At 71.3% G+C, this 23,767-nt stretch carries 24 protein-coding genes, 3 tRNA genes and 1 other RNA gene; 13 read left to right on the top strand and 15 right to left on the bottom strand.

Annotation, left to right across the window (positions count from 1 at the left end; all coding sequences use genetic code 11):
• The first annotated feature begins 46 nt into the window (after window positions 1-46).
• Window positions 47-120: transfer RNA gene (locus tag JSY14_RS01480), tRNA-Ile, on the top strand.
• A 143-nt stretch (window positions 121-263) separates the two neighbouring features.
• On the opposite strand, the gene JSY14_RS01475 is transcribed toward JSY14_RS01480, so the two are convergent.
• The 3 genes from JSY14_RS01475 to JSY14_RS01465 form a co-directional block, all read right to left on the bottom strand.
• Window positions 264-2,462, bottom strand: a complete 2,199-nt coding sequence (locus tag JSY14_RS01475; RefSeq protein WP_259556985.1) for a PTS fructose transporter subunit IIABC — start codon at window positions 2,460-2,462, stop codon at window positions 264-266.
• Window positions 2,463-2,525: 63 nt separating this feature from the next.
• Window positions 2,526-3,497, bottom strand: coding sequence for a 1-phosphofructokinase family hexose kinase (locus JSY14_RS01470; RefSeq protein ID WP_259556984.1), 972 nt, complete (start codon window positions 3,495-3,497; stop codon window positions 2,526-2,528).
• A complete protein-coding gene (locus JSY14_RS01465) occupies window positions 3,494-4,252 on the bottom strand; it encodes a DeoR/GlpR family DNA-binding transcription regulator (protein ID WP_259556983.1) in 759 nt (252 codons plus the stop codon). Before JSY14_RS01465 ends, JSY14_RS01470 begins: the two co-directional genes overlap by 4 nt.
• Window positions 4,253-4,662: 410 nt before the next feature.
• On the opposite strand from JSY14_RS01465, the gene JSY14_RS01460 reads away from it, so the two are divergent.
• From JSY14_RS01460 to JSY14_RS01445, 4 genes are all read left to right on the top strand, one after another.
• Window positions 4,663-4,735, top strand: a tRNA-Asn gene (locus tag JSY14_RS01460).
• Between the two features lie 124 nt (window positions 4,736-4,859).
• Entirely contained in the window at window positions 4,860-5,351 is a 492-nt protein-coding gene (locus JSY14_RS01455) for an OsmC family protein (protein WP_259556982.1), read from the top strand.
• Window positions 5,351-5,839, top strand: a complete 489-nt coding sequence (def, locus tag JSY14_RS01450; protein ID WP_259556981.1) for a peptide deformylase — start codon at window positions 5,351-5,353, stop codon at window positions 5,837-5,839. The genes JSY14_RS01455 and def overlap by 1 nt, the downstream gene beginning before the upstream one ends.
• Before the next feature lie 108 nt (window positions 5,840-5,947).
• Window positions 5,948-6,439 (top strand): DUF3145 domain-containing protein, encoded by a 492-nt coding sequence (locus tag JSY14_RS01445; protein WP_259556980.1) that lies wholly within the window; start codon window positions 5,948-5,950, stop codon window positions 6,437-6,439.
• A 57-nt stretch (window positions 6,440-6,496) separates the two neighbouring features.
• Here JSY14_RS01445 and JSY14_RS01440 read toward each other — a convergent pair whose 3' ends face one another.
• The 6 genes from JSY14_RS01440 to aceE all read right to left on the bottom strand — a co-directional run bounded on the left by JSY14_RS01440 (window position 6,497) and on the right by aceE (window position 13,432).
• Complete coding sequence (locus JSY14_RS01440; protein ID WP_259556979.1) at window positions 6,497-7,738, bottom strand: beta-ketoacyl-[acyl-carrier-protein] synthase family protein; 1,242 nt, start codon at window positions 7,736-7,738, stop codon at window positions 6,497-6,499.
• 76 nt (window positions 7,739-7,814) lie between these two features.
• A complete protein-coding gene (locus JSY14_RS01435; protein ID WP_259556978.1) occupies window positions 7,815-8,063 on the bottom strand; it encodes an acyl carrier protein in 249 nt (82 codons plus the stop codon).
• A 145-nt stretch (window positions 8,064-8,208) separates the two neighbouring features.
• Entirely contained in the window at window positions 8,209-9,210 is a 1,002-nt protein-coding gene (locus tag JSY14_RS01430) for a beta-ketoacyl-ACP synthase III (protein WP_259556977.1), read from the bottom strand.
• Between the two features lies 1 nt (window position 9,211).
• Window positions 9,212-10,180 carry an ACP S-malonyltransferase gene (locus JSY14_RS01425; RefSeq protein ID WP_259556976.1) on the bottom strand — a complete coding sequence of 323 codons (969 nt, stop codon included), beginning with the start codon at window positions 10,178-10,180 and terminating at the stop codon, window positions 9,212-9,214.
• Window positions 10,181-10,271: 91 nt separating this feature from the next.
• The gene (locus JSY14_RS01420; protein WP_259556974.1) at window positions 10,272-10,643 is read right to left on the bottom strand and encodes a GntR family transcriptional regulator; all 372 of its coding nucleotides are present in this window, start codon (window positions 10,641-10,643) and stop codon (window positions 10,272-10,274) included.
• 35 nt (window positions 10,644-10,678) lie between these two features.
• Window positions 10,679-13,432 (bottom strand): pyruvate dehydrogenase (acetyl-transferring), homodimeric type, encoded by a 2,754-nt coding sequence (gene aceE, locus JSY14_RS01415; protein ID WP_259556972.1) that lies wholly within the window; start codon window positions 13,430-13,432, stop codon window positions 10,679-10,681.
• A gap of 226 nt (window positions 13,433-13,658) precedes the next feature.
• Here aceE and JSY14_RS01410 point away from each other — a divergent pair, with 226 nt between their 5' ends.
• Both JSY14_RS01410 and JSY14_RS01405 read left to right on the top strand, forming a co-directional pair.
• Window positions 13,659-14,075, top strand: coding sequence for a DUF3052 domain-containing protein (locus JSY14_RS01410; protein ID WP_259556971.1), 417 nt, complete (start codon window positions 13,659-13,661; stop codon window positions 14,073-14,075).
• A gap of 71 nt (window positions 14,076-14,146) precedes the next feature.
• Window positions 14,147-14,220 (top strand) — tRNA-Val (locus JSY14_RS01405).
• Between the two features lie 88 nt (window positions 14,221-14,308).
• Here the strand turns inward: JSY14_RS01405 and JSY14_RS01400 are convergent.
• On the bottom strand, window positions 14,309-14,533 hold the full coding sequence (locus JSY14_RS01400; protein WP_259556969.1) for a hypothetical protein: 225 nt from the start codon (window positions 14,531-14,533) through the stop codon (window positions 14,309-14,311).
• Window positions 14,534-14,577: 44 nt separating this feature from the next.
• On the opposite strand from JSY14_RS01400, the gene JSY14_RS01395 reads away from it, so the two are divergent.
• Window positions 14,578-15,513 carry an EamA family transporter gene (locus JSY14_RS01395; protein WP_259556968.1) on the top strand — a complete coding sequence of 312 codons (936 nt, stop codon included), beginning with the start codon at window positions 14,578-14,580 and terminating at the stop codon, window positions 15,511-15,513.
• On the opposite strand, the gene JSY14_RS01390 is transcribed toward JSY14_RS01395, so the two are convergent.
• A complete protein-coding gene (locus JSY14_RS01390; protein ID WP_259556966.1) occupies window positions 15,422-16,588 on the bottom strand; it encodes an MFS transporter in 1,167 nt (388 codons plus the stop codon). The genes JSY14_RS01395 and JSY14_RS01390 overlap by 92 nt on opposite strands.
• A 180-nt stretch (window positions 16,589-16,768) precedes the next feature.
• Between JSY14_RS01390 and JSY14_RS01385 the strand changes: the two genes are divergently transcribed.
• The 3 genes from JSY14_RS01385 to JSY14_RS01375 are packed head-to-tail and all read left to right on the top strand — an operon-like array spanning window position 16,769 to window position 19,355.
• Entirely contained in the window at window positions 16,769-18,046 is a 1,278-nt protein-coding gene (locus JSY14_RS01385; protein ID WP_259556965.1) for an aminotransferase class V-fold PLP-dependent enzyme, read from the top strand.
• Window positions 18,043-18,507, top strand: a complete 465-nt coding sequence (sufU, locus tag JSY14_RS01380) for a Fe-S cluster assembly sulfur transfer protein SufU (protein ID WP_259556964.1) — start codon at window positions 18,043-18,045, stop codon at window positions 18,505-18,507. Before JSY14_RS01385 ends, sufU begins: the two co-directional genes overlap by 4 nt.
• A complete protein-coding gene (locus JSY14_RS01375) occupies window positions 18,504-19,355 on the top strand; it encodes a Nif3-like dinuclear metal center hexameric protein (protein ID WP_259556963.1) in 852 nt (283 codons plus the stop codon). The genes sufU and JSY14_RS01375 overlap by 4 nt, the downstream gene beginning before the upstream one ends.
• 38 nt (window positions 19,356-19,393) lie before the next feature.
• Here JSY14_RS01375 and yaaA read toward each other — a convergent pair whose 3' ends face one another.
• Window positions 19,394-19,879 carry a peroxide stress protein YaaA gene (gene yaaA, locus JSY14_RS01370; RefSeq protein WP_259556961.1) on the bottom strand — a complete coding sequence of 162 codons (486 nt, stop codon included), beginning with the start codon at window positions 19,877-19,879 and terminating at the stop codon, window positions 19,394-19,396.
• Between the two features lie 302 nt (window positions 19,880-20,181).
• Here yaaA and rnpB point away from each other — a divergent pair.
• An RNA gene (gene rnpB, locus JSY14_RS01365) (RNase P RNA component class A) lies at window positions 20,182-20,529 on the top strand.
• Between the two features lie 62 nt (window positions 20,530-20,591).
• Here the strand turns inward: rnpB and ppgK are convergent.
• Both ppgK and map read right to left on the bottom strand, forming a co-directional pair.
• On the bottom strand, window positions 20,592-21,527 hold the full coding sequence (gene ppgK / locus JSY14_RS01360) for a polyphosphate--glucose phosphotransferase (protein WP_349773575.1): 936 nt from the start codon (window positions 21,525-21,527) through the stop codon (window positions 20,592-20,594).
• A 178-nt stretch (window positions 21,528-21,705) separates the two neighbouring features.
• Window positions 21,706-22,593, bottom strand: a complete 888-nt coding sequence (map, locus tag JSY14_RS01355) for a type I methionyl aminopeptidase (protein ID WP_259556960.1) — start codon at window positions 22,591-22,593, stop codon at window positions 21,706-21,708.
• Between the two features lie 38 nt (window positions 22,594-22,631).
• Between map and JSY14_RS01350 the strand changes: the two genes are divergently transcribed.
• Window positions 22,632-22,817, top strand: a complete 186-nt coding sequence (locus JSY14_RS01350) for an SPOR domain-containing protein (RefSeq protein WP_259556959.1) — start codon at window positions 22,632-22,634, stop codon at window positions 22,815-22,817.
• Window positions 22,818-22,902: 85 nt separating this feature from the next.
• Here JSY14_RS01350 and panB read toward each other — a convergent pair whose 3' ends face one another.
• Window positions 22,903-23,730, bottom strand: coding sequence for a 3-methyl-2-oxobutanoate hydroxymethyltransferase (panB, locus tag JSY14_RS01345; protein ID WP_259556957.1), 828 nt, complete (start codon window positions 23,728-23,730; stop codon window positions 22,903-22,905).
• Between the last annotated feature and the right edge of the window lie 37 nt (window positions 23,731-23,767).

Raw genomic sequence — 23,767 nt, 5'->3', positions numbered from 1 at the left:
CGGGGTGGTGGGTGCTAGTCTCGCCCGGTCGGCGTCTGGCCGACGTGGCCCAGTAGCTCAGCCGGTTAGAGCACCGGACTCATAATCCGTTGGTCGCGGGTTCAAGCCCCGCCTGGGCTACTGGTCGATCCTGGTTCACGGAGCGCGGCGGATCGATTGTTCCGCCCCGGTGGCGACCGATGAGATCGCGGCGCGGACCCGGGGATCGGGTCCGCGCCGCGCCGACAGGATCGGGCGAACGTGTCAGGTGCTCGGGCCGAGCATCAGGCCGTCGCGCCACCCGCGCTGCTGTGGGCGGCCTGGCCCGCCGCCCCATCACCCGCGGTCGCCAGCTGCGCCTGCTGGCGATGTAACCGCAGCTCCTTGAGCACCGTCACCAGCGTCGCCGCGACGAGGGTGCCCACCACGATCGCCACCACGTACCCGAGGATCGGCGAGATCGCGAAAGCCACGAAGATGCCGCCGTGCGGGGCCTGGGAACCGACACCCATCGCCATGCTCAGCGCACCGGTGACGGCGCCACCGGCCATCATCGAGGGGATCACGCGCAGCGGGTCCGCCGCGGCGAAGGGGATCGCACCCTCGGAGATGAACGCGGCGCCGAGCAGCCATGCGGTGGCGCCGTTCTCCCGCTCCACCGGGGTGTACAGGTGCTTGCGCACCACCGTCGAGAGGGCCATCGCCAGCGGCGGCACCATACCCGCCGCCATCACCGCGGCCATGATCTGGAATGACGCCTCCGTGCCCTGGGACAGGCCGGCGGTGGCGAACAGGTACGCCGCCTTGTTCACCGGGCCGCCCAGGTCGAAGCACATCATGAGGCCCAGGATCACGCCCAGCAGGATCGCGCTGGATCCGCTCATGCCCTGCAGACTCTCCTGCAGCCCGGTCATCAGCGCCGCCAGGGGCCGACCCAGCACCATCAGCATCGCCGCGCCCACCACCAGCGTGGTGACCAGCGGGATGATCACCACCGGCATGAGGCCCGCGAGCCACCGCGGCGGCTTCAGCCCCGCGAGAGCCGCGGCGATCAGACCGGCGAGGATACCAGTGACCAGGCCACCGATGAACCCGGCGCCGACCATCACGGAGATGGCGCCGCCGATGAAGCCGGGGGCGATGCCCGGCCGTCCGGCGAGACCGAAGGCGATGTACCCAGAAAGGGCGGCGACCAGGAAGCCCATGCCGGCGCCGCCGAGGGCGACCAGCACCGCCCCCAGGTACAGCGGCAGACCGGACTTCTCCGTCAGCGTCTCCACCCCGTTCGCGTCATAGGCGACCTGCCCCGGCAGCTGCCACAGCGAGTTCTCCAGCGCCACCTGGTTCGCGACGAACGCCACGTCGTAGCCGCCGAGCAGGAATCCGAGGGCGATCAGCAGACCACCAGCCGCGACGAACGGGATCATGTAGCTCACCCCGGTCATCACGGCCGCCTGGATGCGCCGGGGCCACGACGGGCGGGTCTCGGATGCCGACGTCGCCGCGGCCGCATCCGCCGTCCCCGACACCCGGGTGGCCCGCGGATCGTCGATCGCGGCGAGGGCCTCGTCGATCAGCGTGGGGCCGTCGGATATCGGCCGCTTCACGGACGACTCGACGACCGGCAGGCCGGCGAACCGCTCCCGCCCGGTGATGTTCACGTCGGCGGCGATGATCAGGGCATCGGCCTCACGAATCTGCTCCGGCGTGAACGGGGTGAAACCACCCGAGCCCTGCGGCTCCACCAGGACGGTGACACCCTTGGCGCGGCCCGCGTTCTCGAGGGCCTCCGCGGCCATGTAGGTATGGGCGATGCCCGTGGGGCAGGAGGTGATCGCCAGAATGGTGCGGCTGCTGTCCGCGGTCGGCACGGTGGTGTCGGTGCGGTCGGGGGCGGGTGTCGCCTCGGTCGCTCGGGGTGCGGATCCCGTCGGCGCGGGGGCGGTGATCGCTGCCCGGTCGGCCTCCGCTGCAGGAGCTGCGGCCGCAGGGGCGGCGTCGGAGGACGCGGCGACGGAGCCGGAGGCACCGCCCTCCGGCTCGACAGCCTCCATCACCAGCCGCGCGACCTCCTCCCGGGACGCGGCGCCGCGCAGAGCCGCCAGGAACTCCGGGCGCACCAGGGACCGCGCGAGCCGTGCGAGCAGGTCCAGATGGGTGGAGGCGGCGCCGTCGGGTGCACAGATCCCGATGATGATGTCGGCGGGACCGTCCGGGCCGCCGAAATCCACGGGCTCGGCCAGCCGCAGGAAGCCGAGCGACGGCTCCCGCACCGCGTCCGCCTTGCAGTGGGGGATCGCGAAACCCCCGGGCATGCCGGTCGGCATCTGTGCCTCGCGGTCGAGCATCGCGCGCTCCAGCCCGGCGGCATCGGCACGCCCGCTGGCGCCGATCAGCGCGGCCATGGCAGCGATCACCGCCGACGTGTCGCTGCCGGGGGAGACGTCCAGCTCCACGAGCTGGGGGGTGAGAAGGTCCGACATAGGTGTCCTCATTTCTGACGGGGCCGGAGCCCGGTGGGCGGGGTGCTGAACGGGGGTGCCGGCTCAGAACGCCGACGACGGGAGCGGCTGCACCTGCGCGGGATGCGCGGCGGCCTGGTCGGGATCGGGGATGGTCGTGCCCTGCAGGGTCACGGCCGCAGCCCCGTACGAGGTCGCGAGGGCCAGGCGCTCGGAGGGGTCGGACCCCCGGGAGCGCGCCAGCAGATACCCGGCGGTGGCGGAGTCCCCGGCACCGACGGTCGAACGGACGGGGACGTCGGCGGTGCGCGCCCACCAGGCACCCTCAGCGGTCACCAGCACGGCACCGGCGGATCCGAGGGTGACCAGCACCTCCCGCACGCCGAGTGCATGGAGGCGGGTGGCGGCGCGCTGCACGGGTCCGAGATCCCCGGCGGCAGCGCTGCGTTCCAGAGCATCACCGTCAACGCCCAGGATCTGGCCGAGCTCATGGGCATTGGGCTTGAGCATGTCCGGGGCGGTGGTGCCGAGCTGCTCCACCACCCGGGCCAGAGCGGCGTCGGAGGTGTCGATACCGACCCACGCGCCGACGCTCCGAGCCCGGTGCACCAGCCGCGCATACAGGTCCTGCGGCAGACCCGGGGCGAGGGAACCCGACAGCATGAGCAGATCCCCCGCGGACAGCGCACCGGAGACGAGGTCCTCCAGCGCGGCGCCCTCCTCACCACCCAGCTGCGGGCCCGGTTCGTTGATCTTCGTGGTCACCCCGTCGGACCCGACGACGGTGAGGTTGGTGCGCACCCGGCCCGTGAGCGGTGACAGCCGGAACGGCAGCTCGGCCTCGGTGAGCAGGCCCACGAGGGGATCCTCGGGGGAGGCAGGCAGCAGGGCGGTCACCTCCGCGCCCCCGCGATGCACGCCCAGGGCGACGTTCACCCCCTTGCCTCCGGGCTGGGTGACGTCCTGGCTGATGCGGTGCACCTGCCCGGGGACGAGGGCCGACCCGAGCGTGACGGTGCGGTCGAGGGAGGGATTGGCGGTCAGGGTGAGGATCACGGCAGCAGGACCTCCAGGCCGGAGCGGTCGGCGACCTCGGCGAGGTCGCCCGGGAGCGGGTTGTCGGTGACCAGCACGTCCACGGCCGTCCAGCCCGCGAAGGTCACGAGGGAGCGGCGGTGCATCTTCGAGGCGTCGACCAGGACGGCCCCCAGAGCGGCCCGCGCCAGCAGGGCCCGTTTCACCGCGGCCTCCTCCGGATCGGGGGTGCTGAACCCCTCACCGTCCACACCGTTCCCCCCGACCAGGGCGAGGTCGACCCTCAGCGATCCGAGGGCGGCGAGGGTGGCGGAGCCGACGGCCGCGCGGGTGGTGGGACGCAGACGCCCGGGCAGCACGTGGACCTCCTGGGCGCCGGCGGCCGCGAGGTCCTGGGCGATCTCCGGGGAGTGCGTGAACAGCACGAGCCCGCGCTCCGCGAGGGCCGGGACGAGAGCTGCGGTGGTGGTCCCGGCATCGACCAGGACACTGCCCCCGGGGGCGGGCAGCAGGTCGTGGGCGGCTCGGGCGATGGCCTGCTTCGCACTGACGTGTTCCGTCCGGCGGGTGGGCAGGTCCGTCTCGACCGGTCCGGAGTCGACGGCGAGGGCGCCACCGTGCACGCGGGTCAGGGCGCCGTCGGCGGCGAGGGCGTCGAGATCCCGGCGGATCGTCTCCCCGGCCACGGCGAAGCGGGCGGCGAGGTCGGTCACGCTCACGCGGCGCGTCTGCGTGAGCTCGTCGAGGATCACGCGTCGTCGCTCGTCCTGGAACATCACCGTCCACCTCTCGCTCCGGCCCCCCTCACGGGAGACTCGACCCCGGCGGCGGGGATCCCGCCGCGCTCTCCCTCCCGGGTGCCGGGAGCGGGGGCCGCCACTCCACATGTGGGAGTGTGTGGGTATATGTGGGAGCGTAGACCGAGTCGCGCCGCACGTCAAGGGGGCGCATCGCGGCTGTCCGGGCCCGAGGGCACGCTCACGACGGCGCGTGTGGAACTGTGTGGGATTGCGTGAGAGGGGAGGAGTTGATCCGGCCGCCTCCGCCCGGGCGGTGGCCGCGAGCCCGGGTGCGCCGGCCGAATGCGTCGGTGGGGCGTCGCGGCGTGGCATCCGTCATATCTCGCGCGTGGGGCGCCCTGGCGGCCCGAGGTGGGCCGCAGAGCTGGTAACGTATCCGAGGTCGATCCCGCGTAGCTCAATCGGCAGAGCATTCGACTGTTAATCGAACGGTTACTGGTTCAAGTCCAGTCGCGGGAGCCCATACAGCAGATCAGCCCCGGTGCCCACCGGGGCTGATCTGGTTTCCACCCCGATCTGATGTGTCCCTCGGGGGTGCCGCCGCTCCGTGCCGCGCCCCAGGGCTGGCGATGGAGGAGTCCCGATGGCCACGCTTCCCGATGACTCGTTCCCCCTGCCGGACGGCTTCGATGCCGGCTCCGTGTGGGCCGATCGGGTCGGCGAACGGCAATTCGTGGGGCGCAACCAGCGTGGCGTGGAGATCCCCATCGGCAAGGGGGAGGGGCAGATCTCCCCGGGGGAACTGTTGAAGCTCGCCCTGATCGGCTGCGCCGGCATGAGTGCTGATCTGTCGATCGGTCGACGTCTCGGGGAGGACTTCCGCATGCGCCTGTTCGTGCACGGTGAATCCGACCCCGCGACCAACCGCTACCTCGCCCTCGACGAGGAGATGCTGCTGGACCTCGACGGTCTCAGCGCGGAGGACCTCGCACAGCTGCAGACCGTCGTGAACAAGGCCATCGAGCGCGGCTGCACCGTCGAGCGCACCGTCGCCCCGGGCACCCCCGTCAGCCACACCATCGTCGGCATCGGCCGGCTCGGTGGCGGCGCCGCCGACAGCGAGGCGGCCCGCTGATGACCATGCGCGAGATCCGCATCGTCGGCGACCCGGTCCTGCGCACGGTGTGCGACGAGATCACCACGATCACCGACGGGGTGCGCACCCTCGTCCGCGACCTCATGGACACGGTGGACGCCGAGGGCCGCGCCGGTGTCGCGGCCAACCAGATCGGCGTGACGCTGCGGGCGTTCTCCTGGAATCTCGAGGACCACGGCATCGGCTGCATCCTCAACCCCCGCATCGTGGAGCTGTCGGAGGAGACGCAGGACGGCGAGGAGGGTTGCCTCTCCGTGCCCGACCTGTGGTACCCGCGCACCCGCGCCGCCTACGCGCGCTGCGAGGGCATCGACGTCGAGGGCCGGCCGATCGTGTTGGAGGGTGAGGGCCTCACCGCACGCCTCATCCAGCACGAGTGCGCGCACCTCGATGCCGAGCTCTACATCGACGGTCTCGAGCGTAGCGTCCGCAAGCAGGCGTTGCGGGACATCCGACGCACGCTCTAGGCTGACCGCTAGTCCGGCGTCATGCGCCGATGACCCTCGGGGCCCTGCCGCCCCGCACCTGCACCGATCCGTGGGGAAGACGTATCGGACAGGAAGGGACGTCGTTCCATGACGCAGGGAGTGCTGTACATCCACTCCGCCCCGCGAGCCCTCGCACCGCATATCGATTGGGCCGCGAGCGGAGTCCTCGGCGTGCCCTCACACCTGCGCTGGGAGGTCCAGCCGTTGGAGAAGGGCCTGCTGCGCAGTGAGATGACCTGGCGCGGCCGGGAGGACACCGGCGCCCGCCTGGTGAGCGCGCTGCGCGGCATGCCCGAGGTGCGGTTCGAGGTCACCCAGGAGGCCACCGCCCACGCGGACGGCGCCCGCTGGTCGTGCACCCCTGATCTCGGCATCCATCACGCGGTCACCGACCATGCCGGGAACATCGTGCTCACCGAGGACCATCTGCGGGGCTGCATGGAGCGTGCGGGGTCCGACGCCCGCGCCCTGCAGCGGGAGATCGGTATCGCCCTCGGCGAGCCGTGGGATGAGGAACTCGAGCTGTACCGGCACGCCGCCGAGGGAGTGCCGATGCGCTGGCTCCAGCGCGTCGTCTGACGACACGGCCGACGGGGCCGCGGCCCCGTCGGCGCGTCCAGCCGGTGGTGGACCGGGTCAGGCGTTGGTGGCGACCACCGCGACGTCGTGGCCGCCGAACCCGAAGGCGTTGTTCAGCACGGCGATGTCCCCGGCGGGCAGGTCCCGCGGAGCGTTCACAGCGATGTCCAGAGGGACCTCGGGGTCGAGGTTCTCGATGTTGATCGACGGCGGCGCCACCCGGTGGTGGGCCGCGAGGACCGCGAAGACCGACTCCAGGGCCCCGGCGCCACCGAGCAGGTGGCCCGTCATCGATTTGGTGGAGGAGACCACGAGCTGGTCGGTCTGACCGTCCAGGGCCTGCGCGACGGCCTTCAGCTCACCGATGTCCCCGAGCGGAGTGGAGGTGCCGTGGGCGTTGACGTGCACCACGTCGGTGGCGCTCAGACCGGCATCGGTCACGGCCTCGCGGATCGCCCGAGCCTGCCCGTCCTGGGAGGGGGCGGAGATGTGGTGGGCGTCGGACGCCATGCCCCGACCGGAGACATATCCGTAGATACGCGCGCCACGGGCCTTCGCATGCTCCTCGGACTCCAGCACCAGGATGGCCGCACCCTCACCGAGCACGAAACCGTCACGGTCCCGGTCGTACGGGCGCGAGGCGGTCGCGGGATCGTCCACGCGCGTCGACAGCGCGCGGATGTTCGCGAACCCGGCCAGCGGCAGCGGATGCACGCAGGCCTCGGAGCCCCCGGCCACGACCACGTCGGCACGACCCAGGCGGATCATGTCGAAGGCCTGGGCGACGGCCTCGGCGCCGGAGGCGCAGGCGGAGACGGGGGTGTGGGCGCCGGCCTGGGCGCCCAGTTCGAGTTCGATGTGGGCGCTGGAGGAGTTCGCCATCAGCATCGGCACCGTGAAGGGGTTGACGCGCCGGGCGCCCTTCTCCTTGACCAGGTCCCACTGGTCGAGGATCGTCCACACGCCGCCGATGCCGGTGCCGACCACCACGCCGAGGCGGACAGGGTCGACCACGGGGGTACCGGCGTCCTTCCACGCCTCCCGGGCGGCGATCAGCGAGTACTGCCCGACGGGGTCGAGCTTCTTCGCCTCCGGGCGGGAGAGCACCTCATAGGGGTCGATCGGAACGGTGCAGGCGAAGTCGACCGACAGGCCGTACCGCTCCTTCCAGTCATTCTCCAGGGTCCGGGCCGTCGAGGTGCCCTTCAGGGCCGCCTCCCAGGTGCTGGCGACGTCCGCACCGAGCGGGTTCACCGTGCCGAGACCGGTGACGGCGACGCGGGTGGGGTTCAACTTCATGACCGGACCTCCGGGTGGGAACTGGGGGATGAACGAGGAAGCGCCCGGGGACGATGCCCCGGGCGCTCCGACGGACTCAGGCCTGGGCGCCGGAGATGAAGGAGACGGCGTCGCCGACGGTGGTCAGGTTCTTGACCTCCTCGTCGGGGATGCGCACGCCGAACTTCTCCTCGGCGTTCACGACGATGGTCATCATCGAGATGGAGTCGATGTCGAGGTCGTCGGTGAAGGACTTCTCGGGCTGGACGTCCTCGACCGCGACGCCGGTCTCCTCGTTCACGATCTCAGCGAGGCCGGCGAGGATCTCATTGTCGGTGTAGGCCACGGGGGCTCTCCTTCATGTCTCGAAAACGCTGGGCGGGGCAAGCCTACCCGCACCAGCCGGTCACGCCGTGCGGGAGGGCGCGTGTCCATGGATGACCGGTCAGTAGCCGATCAGGGCCGAGGGCTGGGGATCAGGGGTCGGACGCTCAGGGCAGGATGACGATCTGCCCCGCGTAGGCGAGTCCGCCGCCGAAGCCGAACAGCACCGCGACGTCCCCGGACGACGCCTGCCCCTCGGCGACCAGGCGGTGCAGAGCCAGCGGCACCGAGGCGGCGGAGGTGTTGCCGGTCTCCGCGATGTCCCGGGCCACGACGACGTCCTCGGGCAGCTTCAGCTGATTCACCAGCTCGTCGACGATCCGCATGTTCGCCTGGTGCGGCACGAACACGTCGACGTCCTCCGGTGTGAGACCCGACTGCTCGAGCATCTCGCGGATCTTCTCGGCGCTGTGCCACACGGCCCAACGGAACACGGTGCGGCCGTCCTGCTCCAGGGTCGGCCACGGGATACGGCCCTCGCGGAAGTCGATGCTGGATCCGGTCATCCGCACGGCATCCCAGTGGGAGCCGTCACTGCCCCAGACGGTCGGGCCGATGCGCGGCTCGTCGGAGGCGGAGACCACCGCGGCACCGGCGCCGTCTCCGAGCAGGAAGGAGATGGAGCGGTCGGTGGGGGAGACGAAGTCGGAGAGTTTCTCCGCGCCGATGACCAGCACGTTGCGGGCGGAGCCGGAGCGGATCAGTCCGTCGGCCTGTCCGATGCCGTAGCAGAACCCGGCGCAGGCGGCGGAGATGTCGTAGGCGATGACGTCGCCGAGGCCCAGGCGGCCGGCGAGGTGGGCCGCCATCGACGGCTGCTGGTACGGGAAGGTGATGGTGGCGCACAGGATCGCGTCGATGTCCCCGGGCTGGAGTCCGGCGCCGCTGATCGCCTCGTCGGCGGCCTGCTGGGCCATGTCCGCGACGCCGACCTCGGCGCTGGCGCGGCGACGGGTGATGATGCCGGTGCGCTGACGGATCCACTCGTCGGAGGAGTTGATCGGCTCGACCAGGTCGTCGTTGGGCACGGTCAGGTCGCCGCGGGCGGCGCCCAGCGACACGATGCGGGATCCGGCCACCGTCGGCCGGGGCGTGAGCGAGATGGCCATCTCAGATCTCCTGTCCGGACTCGGAGCGCGTCGCCCCGGCGTGCTCCTGCACGAAGGCGCGAGCGGCGTCGAGGTCCTCGGGCGTGTTGAGGTTCATCAGCGCCACACCCTTCAGCTCCCTCTTCGCCAGACCGGTGAGGGTGCCGGCAGGGGCCAGCTCCAGGATGCCGGTGACCTCCTTCTCGGCGAAGACGCGCATGCAGGCCTCCCAGTCGACCGGGGACGCCACCTGGCTCACGATGAGCTCGAGGTACCGGGCGCCGTCGGTGACGATCTCCCCACCGGCGTTGGAGATCAGTGGACGATCCGACGGGGGATCCGAGGGCGTCAGCGAGGGGGCGAACTCGGACAGCGCCGTGCGGGCGGAGGCCATGAAGTCGGTGTGGAAGGCCCCGGCCACCTGCAGCGGCATCACGCGGGCGCGGGTGGGGGGCTCGGCGACGAGGGCCGCGATGCGCTCCGTCGGACCGGCGGCGACGACCTGCCCGGAGGAGTTGATGTTCGCCGGCTGCAGGTCGTTCCGGCGGATCGCCTCCATCACCTCGTCGCGCTGACCACCGACGACGGCCGCCATGCCGGTCGGCGTCGCGGCCGCGGCCTCCGCCATCGCCCGGGATCGCACACCCACCAGCCGCATGGCGTCCTCGGCACTGAGCACTCCGGCCAGGGCCGCCGTGGTGACCTCACCGACGCTGTGCCCGGCCAGCAGATCGGCCCGGCCGTCGCGCGCGAAACCCTCACCGCCGGCGAGGGCGTCGGCCGTGAGGATGCCCGCGGCCACGAGCAGAGGCTGCGCGACGGCGGTGTCCTTGATCGTCTCCGCATCGGAGGCGGTGCCGTGACGGATGAGGTCGACCTCGGCCGCGTCCGAGAGGCGCTGCAGAGACTCCCGCACCCCGGGCAGGTCCAGCCAGGGCGCGAGGAAACCGGGCTTCTGGGCCCCCTGACCGGGGCTGACGATCGCGAGCATGGGACCTCCGGGGGTGAGTGTGGACGGTGGAAGGGTGCTGAGGGGGCGGCTGCTTGCGCCGCCGGGAACCTGGGGCCGGGCTCTCGCCGGCTCAGGCGCGGGAGGCGGTGAGTGCGGCCCGCAGGGCGGCGACCACCGACTCGTCATCGGCCCCGAGGTCCCGGGCGAGGGCCGCGTACCCCCGCGCGGCCTCCTCCAGGCGGGAGGAGACCCGGTCCTGCGGGGCGATGACGGTCCCCGCACGGCCGCGGGTGAGGACGATGTCGGCCTCCCGCAGGGTGCGGTACGCCTTCGCGGCGGTGATCACGGCGATGCCGAGCTCATCGGCCAGTGCACGGACGGTGGGCAGGCGGGTGCCCGGCGGCAGGGTGCCGTCCTGCGCGGCCCGGGCGATCGCCTCGTGGATCTGCCGCACGGGCGGCAGTTCCGCATGCCGGTTGATGGTGACGATGCCCGTGAGCACGGAGCGCGGCGCCTCGGGCGCCGCGGGCTCCGCGCTCAGGACTCACCGCCGAAGGAACCCGACTGGCCGGCGTTGACGTTCAGCAGGTCGTAGCGGCGGATGGCCTTGGCCGGAGCACCGGCGTCGACCTTCCCCTCGCGGGCGAGCAGCTGCAGCGCCTTGACGACCATCGAATGGGCGTCGATCTTCAGGAAGCGGCGGGCGGCCGGGCGGGTGTCGGAGAAACCCCAGCCGTCGGCACCGAGCACCCCGTACTGGCCGGGGATCCACGGGCGGATCATCTCCGGAACCAGGTGGTCGTAGTCGCTTGAGGCGACGAACGGACCGCTGGTGCCGGCCAGGCGCTCGGAGATCCACGGGGTGCGCTGCTCGTCGGGGTGGAGCATGTTGTGGTCCTCCACCGCGACGGCCTCCTTGCGCAGCTCGTTCCAGGAGGTCACGGACCACACGGTGGCGCGCACCCCCCAGTCCTCCTGCAGGATCTCCCGGGCGTGGCGCGCCCACGGCACGCCCACACCGGAGGCCATCAGCTGCACCTCGGGACCCTCACCCTCCGGGGCCTCATCCACCACGTACATGCCCTTGAGCAGACCGTCGACGTCCAGACCCTCCGGTTCGGCGGGCTGCACGATCGGCTCGTTGTAGACGGTGAGGTAGTAGAAGACGTTCTGGTCGCGGCTCTCGTTCTGGCCGTACATCCGCTGCAGACCATCGCGCATGATGTGCCCGATCTCGTACCCGTAGGCCGGGTCGTAGATCACGGCGGCCGGGTTGGTGGCGGCCAGGACGGGGGAGTGCCCGTCCATGTGCTGCAGGCCCTCACCGGCGAGCGTGGTCTTGCCGGCGGTCGCACCGATCACGAAACCGCGGGCGAGCTGGTCACCGGCGGCCCAGAAGAAGTCACCGGTGCGCTGGAACCCGAACATCGAGTAGAAGATGTACAGCGGGATCATCGGCAGGCCGTGGGTGGCGTACGAGGTGCCCGCCGCGGTGAACGCGGAGGTCGAGCTGATCTCGTTGATGCCCATGTGCTTGATCTGCCCCTGCTGCGACTCCTTGTACGCCAGCAGCAGGTCGCGGTCCACCGACAGATAGTTCTGCCCGTCGGGGTTGTAGATCTTCAGCGTCGGGAACAGGGAGTCCATGCCGAAGGTGCGGGCCTCGTCGGGGATGATCGGCACCCAGTGCTTGCCGATGTTCTTGTCCCGCATGAGGTCCTTCAGCAGCCGCACGAGCGCCATGGTGGTGGCGATCTCCTGCTTGCCGGAGCCCTTCTTCGCGATCGCGTAGGCCTTCTCGTCGGGCAGCTCGAGGGCCTGCGCCCGATCCGGGTGGCGGCTGGGCACCGGGCCGCCGAGCTCCTCGCGGCGGGCCCGGAAGTACTTCATCGCCTCGGAGTTCTCATCCGGCACGTACAGCGGCGCGTCGTAGACGCTGTCCAGGCTGTCGAGCTGCTCGTCGGAGATCGGGATCTGCAGCGTGTCGCGCAGGGCCTTGATGTCGTCGAGGGTGAACTTCTTCATCTGGTGGGTCGCGTTGCGACCGGCGAAGTTCTTCCCCAGGCGGTAGCCCTTGATGGTCTGCACCAGGATCACGGTGGGGCGGCCCTTGTGCTCCATCGCCGCCTTGTAGGCCGCGTAGATCTTCCGGGTGTCGTGGCCACCGCGGTTGAGCTTCCACCAGATGTCGTCGTCGGACATGTCTTCGACCATCGCCTTGGTCCGCGGATCACGGCCGAAGAAGTTGTCCCGGATGAAGCCGCCGTCCTCGGCGCGGTAGGTCTGGAAGTCGCCGTCGGGGGTGGCGTTCATGAGGTCGACCAGGGCACCCTCGTCGTCCTTCGCGAACAGCGGATCCCAGCCCCCGCCCCAGATCACCTTGATGACGTTCCAGCCGGCGCCGCGGAACTGCGCCTCCAGCTCCTGGATGATCTTGCCGTTGCCGCGCACCGGGCCGTCCAGACGCTGCAGGTTGCAGTTCACGACGAAGGTGAGGTTGTCCAGGTGCTCCTTCGCGGCGATGTGCAGTGCGCCGCGGGACTCGACCTCGTCCATCTCACCGTCGCCGAGGAACGCCCAGGTGTGCTGCTGGGAGGTGTCCTTCAGGCCACGGTTGAGCAGGTAGCGGTCGAAGCTGGCCTGCTCGATCGCGTTGACCGGGCCGATGCCCATGGACACCGTCGGGAACTCCCAGAAGTCCGGCATGGAGCGCGGATGCGGGTAGGACGGCATGCCGTTCTCGCTGGAGACCTCCTGACGGAAGCCGTCGAGGTCCTCCTGGGTCAGACGCCCCAGCAGGAAGGCGCGGGCGTAGATGCCGGGGGAGGCGTGGCCCTGGAAGAAGACGTGGTCACCGCCGCCGGCGTGGTCGCGGCCGCGGAAGAAGTGGTTGAAGCCGACCTCGTACATCGAGGCGATCGAGGCATAACTGGAGAGGTGCCCGCCGACGCCGACACCGGGACGCTGCGCGCGGTGCACCAGCATCGCGGCGTTCCAGCGGATCGCGTTGCGGATCTCCTTCTCCAGGGCGAGGTCGCCCGGGTACTCGGGCTGGTCCTCCACCGGGATGGTGTTGACGTAATCGGTGGTCAGCGAGTCCGGAAGCTCGAGATGACGGCGGCGGGCCTGCTGCAGCACGCTCTGGACGATCTCGGTCGCGCGTTCCTCACCGCGGTTCTCCAGGAGGGCATCGAACGAATCGAGCCACTCGCGGGTCTCCTCGGGATCGGGATCCTGCGCATAGCTGGGCAGGTTGATGCCGATCGGACGCGGGGTGTCGGAGGCGGTCACGTTGTCCTTCTCTCAGGTGGGAGCTGTCGGACGCCGCGGCACCGCGTGCGCGGGTCGACGAGGCGGCCCGACGGCAGATGCGTGTGCGCGTGGCGCGGCTCAGCCTACCGCCGCCATCCGACACACGAGAGGGGGGTCTCCGGGGTCGTCCCTGTGCGTGTGACACGCCCGACACGGGTGGATAAACTGCCGTCGGACCCACCCCCCACGGAGAAGGAGTGCACGCGTGGCGTCGACCACGGAATCGGTCTCGCAGGGCCCTGCGGATGCGCTGGGCTTCCGAACCGGTCAGACGGTGCTGGAGATCGGCTACGACGACGACGTCGATCTGGACCTGCGGGACGCCATCGAGGATGCGCTCGACGCTGACCTCGAGGACGAGGACTTTCAGGGGATCGTCGACGCCGTGCTGCTGTGGTGGCGCGAGGGTGATGGTGATCTGACCGACGCCCTCGTCGACTCCCTCACCACACTGGTGGAGGGCGGCCAGGTGTGGTTGCTCACCCCGAAGGCCGGCCGTGACGGCCACGTGGATCCTGCGGAGATCCAGGAGGCGGCGAGCCTCGCGGGCATGCGCACCACCACGACGGTGAGCCTGCCGGGCACCTGGTCGGGCACGCGCCTGGCCGCCCGCAACGGCTGAGCGGCATCACGCCCAGTCACCGCACCACCTGCCGCACCGTCCGCCGATCGGACCGTGCCGCGGTGGGCCACGGGTCGTTAGCTCAGTTGGTCAGAGCGCCTGGTTTACACCCAGGAGGTCGGGGGTTCGAGCCCCTCACGACCCACCCTTCGCAGAGGATGTGACCTGCGGCGATGTGCCGTCTGTGCGGATCTCCGGCAGCCGCATCCACGATGCGGGCATGGGCTCCTGGTTCACAGGAACAGCAGACCCAGCCCCAGCACCACGGTCACCAGGATCACTCCGGCGAGCGCCCAGTTCATGGCCATGCGACGGTTGTGGTCGGGCGGCAGCGTCGTACCGTCGGGCGCCAGGCCGTCCTCGCCCCGGTTCCATCCGCCGCGGACCATCATCAGGATCACCATCGCCACCGAGCCGACCAGGGACACGGCGAACAGGGTCATCAGCAGGGTGTTCACGGACGGACTCCTCGCATGGGGGACGGTCCCCCTAGGGTAAGGCCGTGCCCCCGAACGCCTCCTCCGAACTCACCGCGCGCCAGAGTGCTCTCGGGATCTCGCTGGTGACGATCGGAGCGGCGACAGCCCAGCTCGGTGCCTCCTTCGCGGCGCTCGCCCTGCCGGCCCTCGGGATCGCCGCCGTGGTCCTCGTGCGGCAACTGGTCATGGCCGTGATCCATGTTCCGTTGGCTCATCGGTCGCTGCGTGCCGCGGGCACGCGCGACCCGCTGTGGGGTGTGGCCCTCGCGGTGCCGCTGATGGCAATGAACGCCGCGATCTATGCGGCGATCCGGGAGATGGGCGTCGGCCTCGCTGTCACCGTGGAGTTCCTGGGGCCGCTGGCTCTGTCGGTGCTCGCCACCCGCTCCCGGCTCGGCCTCGTATGTGCCCTGATGGGTCTGGTCGGCATGCTGTGCGTCACCGGCCCCTCCGGTTCGGCCACCTGGCTGGGCACCGGCTTCGCGCTGCTCGCCGCGAGCAGCTGGGCCGCCTACCTGGCGCTCTCCCGCGCCGCCGGACGGCGCCTCACCGGGCTGGCCCCGTCGGCGGTGGCGGCCCTGACCTCGGTGCTGGTGCTCACGCCGATCGTGCTGCTCACCCTGGATGCCACCCGCGTGACGGCATCTGCTGTGGGTTTCGCCGTCGCGGCGGGCCTGTTGACCTCCGCCGTGCCGTACGCCCTGGATGTGATCGTGCTGCGCATCCTGCCGCTGGGGCTGGTGTCGCTGCTGATGAGTGTGCACCCGGCGTGCGCGGCTCTGGCGGGAGCGCTGGTGCTGGGGGAGCGGCTCTCGCCGGTGGACGTCGCCGGGCTGCTGCTGATCTCCGGGGCGAACGTGATGGCGGTCAGGGCGTCACTGCGGCGTCCGGCTCCCGGTGCCGCCCCAGCTCCCGCCGACGTAGAAGCAGCAGCAGAGGCACCGCGAGCAGAACACTGAGGGCCATCGCGGCGAAGGTGAGCGCCGGGGAGAGGTCGAACAGTGCTCCCGCCACCGCCGTCATCACTGCGGTCCCGGCGCCGGTGCCGAGCGCCATGTACAGGCCCTGAGCGGGTGCCACCAGCGCCGCCGGCACGTGGCGGTTCAGGGTCTGGATGAACGTCACCTGCATCAGACCGAAGGTGAGGGCGTGCAGCACCTGGGTGCCCAGGAGCACCGCGACCCCCGGGTCGAGCGCCCACACGCCCCAGCGCAGCAGCGCCCCGGCGGTGGAGATCCCCAGCATCGCCGCGAGGCTCGCCCGCTGCGCGATGGGACCGGTGACACGGAACAGCAGCATCTCCGCCAGCGGCGCGATCACCAGGAACGTCGCCACCACCCAGGCCGCCGCCCCCAGGCGCACCAGGTGCAGTGACCCGAAGGCGTAGTACGCCGCGTGGGAGCTCTGCAGCACCACCGTGATCGCCAGTGCCGGCACGAACACCGGTGACCGCAGCAGCGGAGCCCACCCGCCGAAACCGTCGGAGCGCTGCGCCTCGACATGCTCCTCCCCGAGGGGACGGCTCGCCGTCACCGCCAGCGCCAGCAGACCGAGCAGAAACACCCACCACAGCGGCGCATTGCCCACCAGTTGGGCGACCACCCCGTTCACCGCGGCGCCCGCCACGAACCCGATGGAACCCCAGCCGCGAGCGCGCCCGTAGTCGAGCACCTGCCGCTGCACACCGAGAGCCGCGGTCGTCTCGAGCACGGGCATCAGCGTCGGATACAGCAGCCCGAAGATCCCCGAGAGCACCACCAGCCCGGTCACGCCCGTCGACGGCAGGAACAGCAGCGCCACCGCCAGGCTCGCCCACGGCAGGACACGCACCACCCGGCCCAGCGGCCACACCCGGTTCAGCATTGGGAACAGCACCGCGATCGCCACCGCGCGTGTCACCAGCGACACCGTGATCGACAGACCGATCTCGGAGGCCGCGAACCCGCGCTCGTCGAAGATCACACCCCAGTACGCCAGGAACGTGGTCCAGGTGAAGAAGAAGAGGAAGAACTGGATGCTCATCCAGCGGTGCACACGGACCTCCTGCAGGGCACGGCACCGGAGCCGCGCGCCGTGACGCACCCCGGTTCCGGCGGGGGGATCGACCCGACCCTATCCGCAGGTCGCTCCCTATACTCGATGGGTGCCGCGTGCCTCCGGGCTCCGCGCGACCCAACGCACATCCCGGTTCCGTCGTACTCCAGGGAGACCCCCGTGACCACCGCCCCGCGCGCCCTCGACCCGTACGCCGTGCGCGCCGACTTTCCCCTGCTGCAGCGCACCGACGTGGACGGGCGCCCGATGGTGTACCTCGACAGTGGTGCCACCAGTCAGCGGCCGCTGCCGGTGCTCACTGCGGAGCAGGACTTCCTCACCCGCCACAACGCCGCTGTCAAGCGCGGATCGAACACCCTGGCGGAGGAGGCCACCGACGCCTATGAAGGTGCCCGGGAACGCGTGGCGGCGTTCCTCGGCGCCACCGACCCGCGTGAGGTGGTGTTCACGAAGAACGCCACCGAGTCGCTGAACCTCGTCGCCTACGCCCTCGGGCAGGGTGGCACGGAGGTCCCCGACGCCCTGCGGGTGCGCGAGGGGGACGAGGTGCTGGTCACCGAGATGGAGCATCACGCGAACCTGGTGCCGTGGCAGGAACTGTGCCGCCGCACCGGCGCCACCCTCCGGTGGATCCCCCTGGCCGACGACTACACCCTCGATCTCACCGACCTTGACTCCCTGCTCACCGAGCGCACGAAGGTCCTCGCCCTCACCCACCAGTCGAACGTGCTCGGCACCGTCAACGACATCGCCCGGTTGAGCGCCGCCGCCCGCGCCGTCGGAGCCCTGGTGGTGCTGGATGCCTGCCAATCGGTGCCGCATCTGCCGGTGCGGCTGGCCGACCTCGACGTCGACATGCTCGCCTTCTCGGGCCACAAGATGCTCGGCCCCACAGGTATCGGGGTGCTGTGGGGGCGGTACGACCTGCTGACGCAGCTGCCGCCGTTCCTCACCGGTGGGTCGATGATCGAGCTGGTGACGATGGAGATGTCCACGTACGCCGAGCCGCCCGCCCGGTTCGAGGCCGGCACCCCGCCGGTCTCGCAGGCGGTGGGCCTCGCGGCCGCCTGCGACTACCTCGACGGGCTCGGCCGGGAGGCGATCCATGCCCACGAATCCGCTCTCACGGTGCGGGCACTGGAGGGTCTGCAGGGCATCGACGGGGTGCGGATCCTCGGTCCGGGCCCCCAGCCGCAGCGCGCCGGGGCGGTGGCGTTCACCCTCGACGGCATCCACGCCCATGACGTCGGGCAGGTGCTGGACTCCCGCGAAGTGATGGTCCGCACCGGGCATCACTGCGCCTGGCCACTGCACCGCCGGTACGGGCTGGCGGCGAGCACTCGCGCGAGCGTCGGTCCCTACACCACCGCGGAGGACATCGACGCCCTGGTGGAGGGCGTCGCCGCGACCGTCGACTTCTTCGGGAGGTTCGCATGAGCGACCTGTCCAGCCTCTACACCGGGCTGATCATCGAGCATGACCGCCGGCCCCATCGTGCGGGCCTGCGGGAGCCGTACGCCGCACAGGTCCACCACGTGAACCCCACCTGTGGTGATGAGATCACGCTGCGGCTCGATGTCGACCGCCCCGACGACGACGGCACCGTCCGCGACGTCTCCTACGACGCGATCGGCTGCGCCATGTCCCGCGCCTCCGCCTCCATGCTCGCCGACCAGCTGACGGGCCTGAGCGTCGCGCAGGCCGTCGACGTGGTCGACTCCTTCGAGATGTCCATGGCCTCCCGCGGCAAGGACCCCGGCAATGAGGAGCTCCTCGGTGACGCCGTCGCGCTGCTGGGGGCCTCGAAATTCCCCGCCCGCGTGAAATGTGTGCTGCTGCCGTGGAAGGCGTTCCGCGCCGCCCTGCTGGAGGCCCAGGCGAGTGGAGGCCGCGCATGAGCACCACGCCGACGCTCGCGCAGGTACGCACGCTGCTGGAGGAGACCTATCCGCTGCACTGGGCGGAGGACTGGGACCGCGTGGGCCTGATCGTAGGGGAGGCCGACGCGCCCGTGAGGCGCATCGCCCTGGCGGTCGACCCGACGCTCGCGGTGGCCCGCGCCGCCGCCGACGACGACCTGCTCATCACGCACCATCCGCTGCTGCTGCGCGGCGTCCACGCTCTGCCGACCGACACCGGCAAGGGTGCGGTGGTCACCTCGCTGATCCGCTCCGGCACCGCCCTGTGGTGCGGGCACACCAACGCTGACCGGGCGCTCACCGGCACCGGTGTCGCCCTCGCCGACGCCCTCGGCCTGACCGGCCGGGAACCGCTGGAGCCGCCGCGCCAGACCGAGGACGGGTTGTTCGGCGCCGGGGTGATCGGCGTCCTCGAGGCCCCGCTGAGCGTGCGCGAGCTCGCCCGCCGTCTGGCCGCCGCGGTGCCCGCCACCGTGCAGGGGGTGCGGTTCACCGGTGATCCCGACCGCCAGGTGCAGCGCGTGGTCGCGTGCCCGGGCGCCGGGGATTCCTTCCTGGAGGCCGCCACCCGCGCCGGTGCCGACGTGATCGTCACCTCCGACCTGCGGCACCATCCGGCCCTGGAACACATCGAGGCCGCCGCGGATCCGGCCGCCGTGCCCGCGCTGCTGGATCTGCCGCACTACGCCTCGGAGAGCCTGTGGCTCGTCCCGCTGCGCGAGCTGCTCTTGGCGCAGGCGGCGCTGCGCGACTGGGACCTGCAGGTGCGGATCGACGAGCATCGCACCGACGTGTGGACCGGCGCCGAGGGCACCCACCCCGCCTGACCCGGCGCCGGGACGGCCCTGACCGCAGGCCGTCGTGCTCAGTCCCGGCGGTCCACCAGCACCAGGACCTGGCCGTCGAGCTCCGCCTCCAACCCCGGCCCCAGCAGATCCGCCGCGAGCTGCCGCAGCTGTGTGGGCGTGGTCGGTGCCGTCTCCGCGGTGAGCAGGGCGCGCCCCAGCAGCCCCCGGTAGCGCTTGGCGTCGTGGGAGACGACCTGCCGCCGGCCGCCGCGTTCCACCACCGCATCCACCCGGATCGCCCCCGCCACCGGCATCATCGAGCGATAGGCCCCCGAGCGGGCATCGACCACCAGACGTCCCGAGGCGGAGATCTGCGCCCCGAGCGGCGCCAGATGCGGCCGCCACCACGGCCCGACCTGCCCCAGCCGGTGGAGATCCGACCCCGCGGACAGCCGGTAGGCGGGGATGCGGTCGCCGGCCGCGACGACACCCAGCAGCGCCGAGGTGATGAGCACCTGCCGGTCATCGGTGGCGGTCGCCTCACCGAGCGCGTCGAACAGCACCCCGAGTACACCTGCAGAGCAGGCGCCGCGGGTTCGGCCGTGAGCTGACGCATCCGCTCCACGAGGTCCGGGGCGGAGGCGGGCGCCTTGAGCCGCTCGGCGGCGTCCCGTCCGCAGGCGGTGCGCTCCGCCGCCCGCAGCACGGTGCGGCGGGCTGTGGTGAGCTCCGGATGGGTGAGGGTGTCGAGGTCGAGCGGATCGCCTTCGGTTGGCCGGGTCTTCGTCTCGGACGGGGGCAGCAGCAGGAACACGAGTCACCTCGACAGGGGCAGGTGGGACGGGGAGGACGTAGGATACGGGGGCCAGTCGGCCGGGCAGTCGCGTCTTCGCTCAGCGAAGCCGAGGAAAGTCCGGGCTCCATCCGGCACGGTGGTGGGTAACGCCCACCCGGAGTGATCCGCGGGACAGTGCCACAGAGAGCAGACCGCCGGCGTCTCGACGCCGGTAAGGGTGAAAGGGTGGTGTAAGAGACCACCGCGGCCCCGGTGACGGGGTCGGCACGGTAAACCCCACCGGGAGCAAGGTCAGACAGGGGACGTTCGAGGGCGCCGGTCCGAGTCCCCGGGTGGACCGCTGGAGGTCGTCGGCAACGGCGACCCGAGAGGGATGACTGCCGATCACAGAACCCGGCTTACAGGCCGACTGGCCCTCACGCCGGGGCGGGCCGCCATCACGGCGAGCCCGCCCCGGCGCATGACCCGGGTCTGGCGGGTCACTTGCGCTTCGCGGACCCCTTGGACGTCTTCCCGCCCTTCGTGGCACCGCGTGTGCCGCTGTCCTTGCCCGTGCCGGAGCCCTTCGAGGAGGTCTTCACGCCGGAGGTGCGCGCCTCGTCCTCCGCGGACCGGGCCGCCTTCTCCGCGGCCGTCGACTCCTTGCGGGAGGCCGACGCCGCCTGCTCGCCGTTGCGGTGGGCGAGGGCGGCCGCGCCGATGATGCCGGCCTCGTTGCGCAGCTGCGCCGGCACGATCGGGGTGCGCAGGTCGAGCTTCGGCAGGAACTTCTCGTGCTTCTTCGAGACGCCGCCGCCGACGATGAACAGGTCGGGGGAGAGCAGGAACTCCAGCAGGGAGTAGTACTCCTGCAGGCGCTCGGCCCACTCTCCCCAGCCGAGGTCGTCGCGCTCCCGCGCGGAATCGGCCATGTACTTCTCGGCCGCCGCACCGTGCAGCGGGATGTGGCCGAGCTCGGTGTTCGGCACCAGGTGTCCGTCCTGGAACAGGGCGGTCCCGACGCCGGTGCCGAGGGTGGTCACCAGCACCATGCCGGGCACGCCCTTGCCGGCGCCGTAGGTGATCTCCGCGATGCCCGCGGCGTCGGCATCGTTGACCACGAACACGTCATGGCCGGTGCGCTCGGTGAGCAGGGCGTCCACGTCGGTGTCGATCCACGCCTTGTCGACGTTCGAGGCGGTCTTCGCCACCCCGTGCTGGATCACGGCGGGGAAGGTGACGCCGACGGGCAGGCCCTCGGCCACCTGGAAGGCGTCGAGCAGCTCGGCGACGGTGTCCGCGACGGCGTCGGGAATGGACGGCTGCGGGGTGGGGATGCGCAGGCGGTCGTGGGCGAGCTCGCCGCGGTCCAGGTCGACCGGCGCGCCCTTGATGCCGCTGCCGCCGATGTCGATGCCGAAGGCCTCGATGGTCACAGGTTCCTCCTCGGGGGTGGGGCGCTCCGGGGGAGCGCGGGGTCGATGCCGACCTGGGCCGCGGGCGGGTGAGCGCCGGACGCGGCCGGGGCCGTGCTGCCCGTCAGTCTCCCAGAGGTGTCTGACAGGCGGGGAATCACGGGGACGGCGGGCGGCGGGTCCGGGCGTCCCTGAGCTCTCAGAGCTCGGTGAGCAGCTCGAAGCCCTCGTCGGTGACCAGCAGCGTGTGCTCGAACTGAGCGGAGATCGAGCGGTCGCGGGTGACGACCGTCCACCCGTCGTCCCACATCTCCCACGCCTGCGACCCGAGGGTGATCATCGGCTCCACCGTGAAGGTCATGCCGGGCTCGATCACGTCGTCGTACAGCGGCGCCGCGTCGTAGTGGGGGACGATCAGGCCGTTGTGGAAGCCCTCGGCGATGCCGTGGCCGGTGAAGTCCCGCACCGATTCGTAGCCGAAGCGCCCGACGTACTTCTCGATCACCCGGCCGATGACATTGACCTCGCGGCCGGGACGGCCGGCGCGGATCCCGCGCATCATCGCCTCGTGCGTGCGGTCGATCAGCTCCGTGAGACGGGGGTCGACCTCCCCCACGGTGAACGTGGCGTTGGTGTCACCGTGCACCCCGTCCAGGTAGGCGGTGACGTCGATGTTCACGATGTCACCCTCCTGCATCACCGTGGAATCGGGGATGCCGTGGCAGACGACCTCATTGAGGCTGGTGCAGCAGGACTTCGGGAACCCCAGGTACCCGAGGGTCGAGGGGTACGCGCCGTGATCGACGATCACCTCGTGGACGATCGCATCGAGGGCGTCGGTGGTCACGCCGGGCCGCACGGCCTCACCGGCGGCCTGCAGGGCGAGGGCGGCCACGCGAGAGGCCTCCCGCATCCGCTCGATCACGTCGGGGGTCTGCACCAGCGGACCCGAATCCGACACCGCCTCATCGAGGTCCACGTACTCCGGTCGGGCGATGCGCGCCGGAACAGCGCGGCGGGGGGAGAGCTCACCGGGGACGAGAGGGGCGCGGCCGTCGGGACGGATCCACCGCTGGTCTAGAGTCATGCCCGCCAGTGTTCCACCTTTCGTGAAGGAGCCCGACCGTGACCGAGTTCTTCTACAACCTCCGCACCGGCCAGGTGGAGGAGGGGCGTCAGTCCCAGGGCCCCGACCTCATGGGGCCGTATGCCACCCGCGAGGAGGCGCAGCAGGCGCTGGCCACGGCCGAGAAGCGCAATGAGTCCTGGGATGCCGAGGACGCCGCCTGGGAGGGCGATTCCCAGGCCTGAGCCGCGGGCCGCTGCGCGCGGAGCCGACGACCCGCCGCGGGTGGCTGCACACCCCGTGGCGGGTCGAGCGCCACGCGGCGGCCGGTCACTCGAAGGAGTGCTCGGAGGTCGGGTAGACCCGCCCCTCCACCGCTGCACGGTACTCACCCGCGGCCCGCTCCAGCTCGTCACGCAGCTGGGCGAAACGTCGCACGAAGGCGCCCTGGAAGTCCGACAGACCGGCCATGTCCTGCCATACAAGCACCTGACCGTCGCAGTCGGGCCCGGCACCGATGCCGATGGTCGGCACCTGCAGCACCTCGGTGATCCGCGCCGCCACCGACGCCGGCACCAGTTCCAGCACCACGGCGAACACGCCGGCCTCCTGCAGGGCGATGGCATCCTCGGCGAGCCGGTCGGCCGCTGCGTGGTCCCGACCCTGCACCCGGTGGCCCGAGAGCGCATTGACCGACTGCGGGGTGAAGCCGAGGTGCCCCATCACCGGGATGCCGGCCTCGACGATCGCCCGCACCTGCGGGATCATCGCGTGCCCGCCCTCGAGCTTCACAGCTTCCGCGCCCGCCCGCACGAGCTCCGCGGCATGGCGCACCGCGTCCGCGGGCGAGGTCTGATACGTGCCGAAAGCGAGGTCCGCGACGATCAGCGGCCGGGTCACCGAGCGGGCGACCGCCGCGGTGAACGTCAGCATGTCCTGGTGGGTGGTGGACGTCGTGGACGCGTGACCCAGCACAGTGGTGCCCACCGAATCCCCGACCAGCAGCAGGTCGATGCCGGCGGCCTCGAAGGCCTTCGCGGTGAACTGGTCGTACGAGGTGAGCATGGCCAGGCGCCGACCGGACTGCTTGGCCTCCAGCACGTGGCGCAGGCGCACCTTCGAGGGGCGGGCGGAGTCGGCGGGGGAGGAGGTCGGCACGGGGCGGCTCCTTGCAGATCGGGGCGGGAGAGGCTCG

This window comes from Brachybacterium sillae, assembly GCF_025028335.1.
GTDB classification, from domain to species: Bacteria; Actinomycetota; Actinomycetes; order Actinomycetales; family Dermabacteraceae; genus Brachybacterium; species Brachybacterium sillae.
The sequence above is the reverse complement of the archived record's forward strand: the minus strand, read 5'-3'. Positions and strand labels throughout refer to the sequence as shown.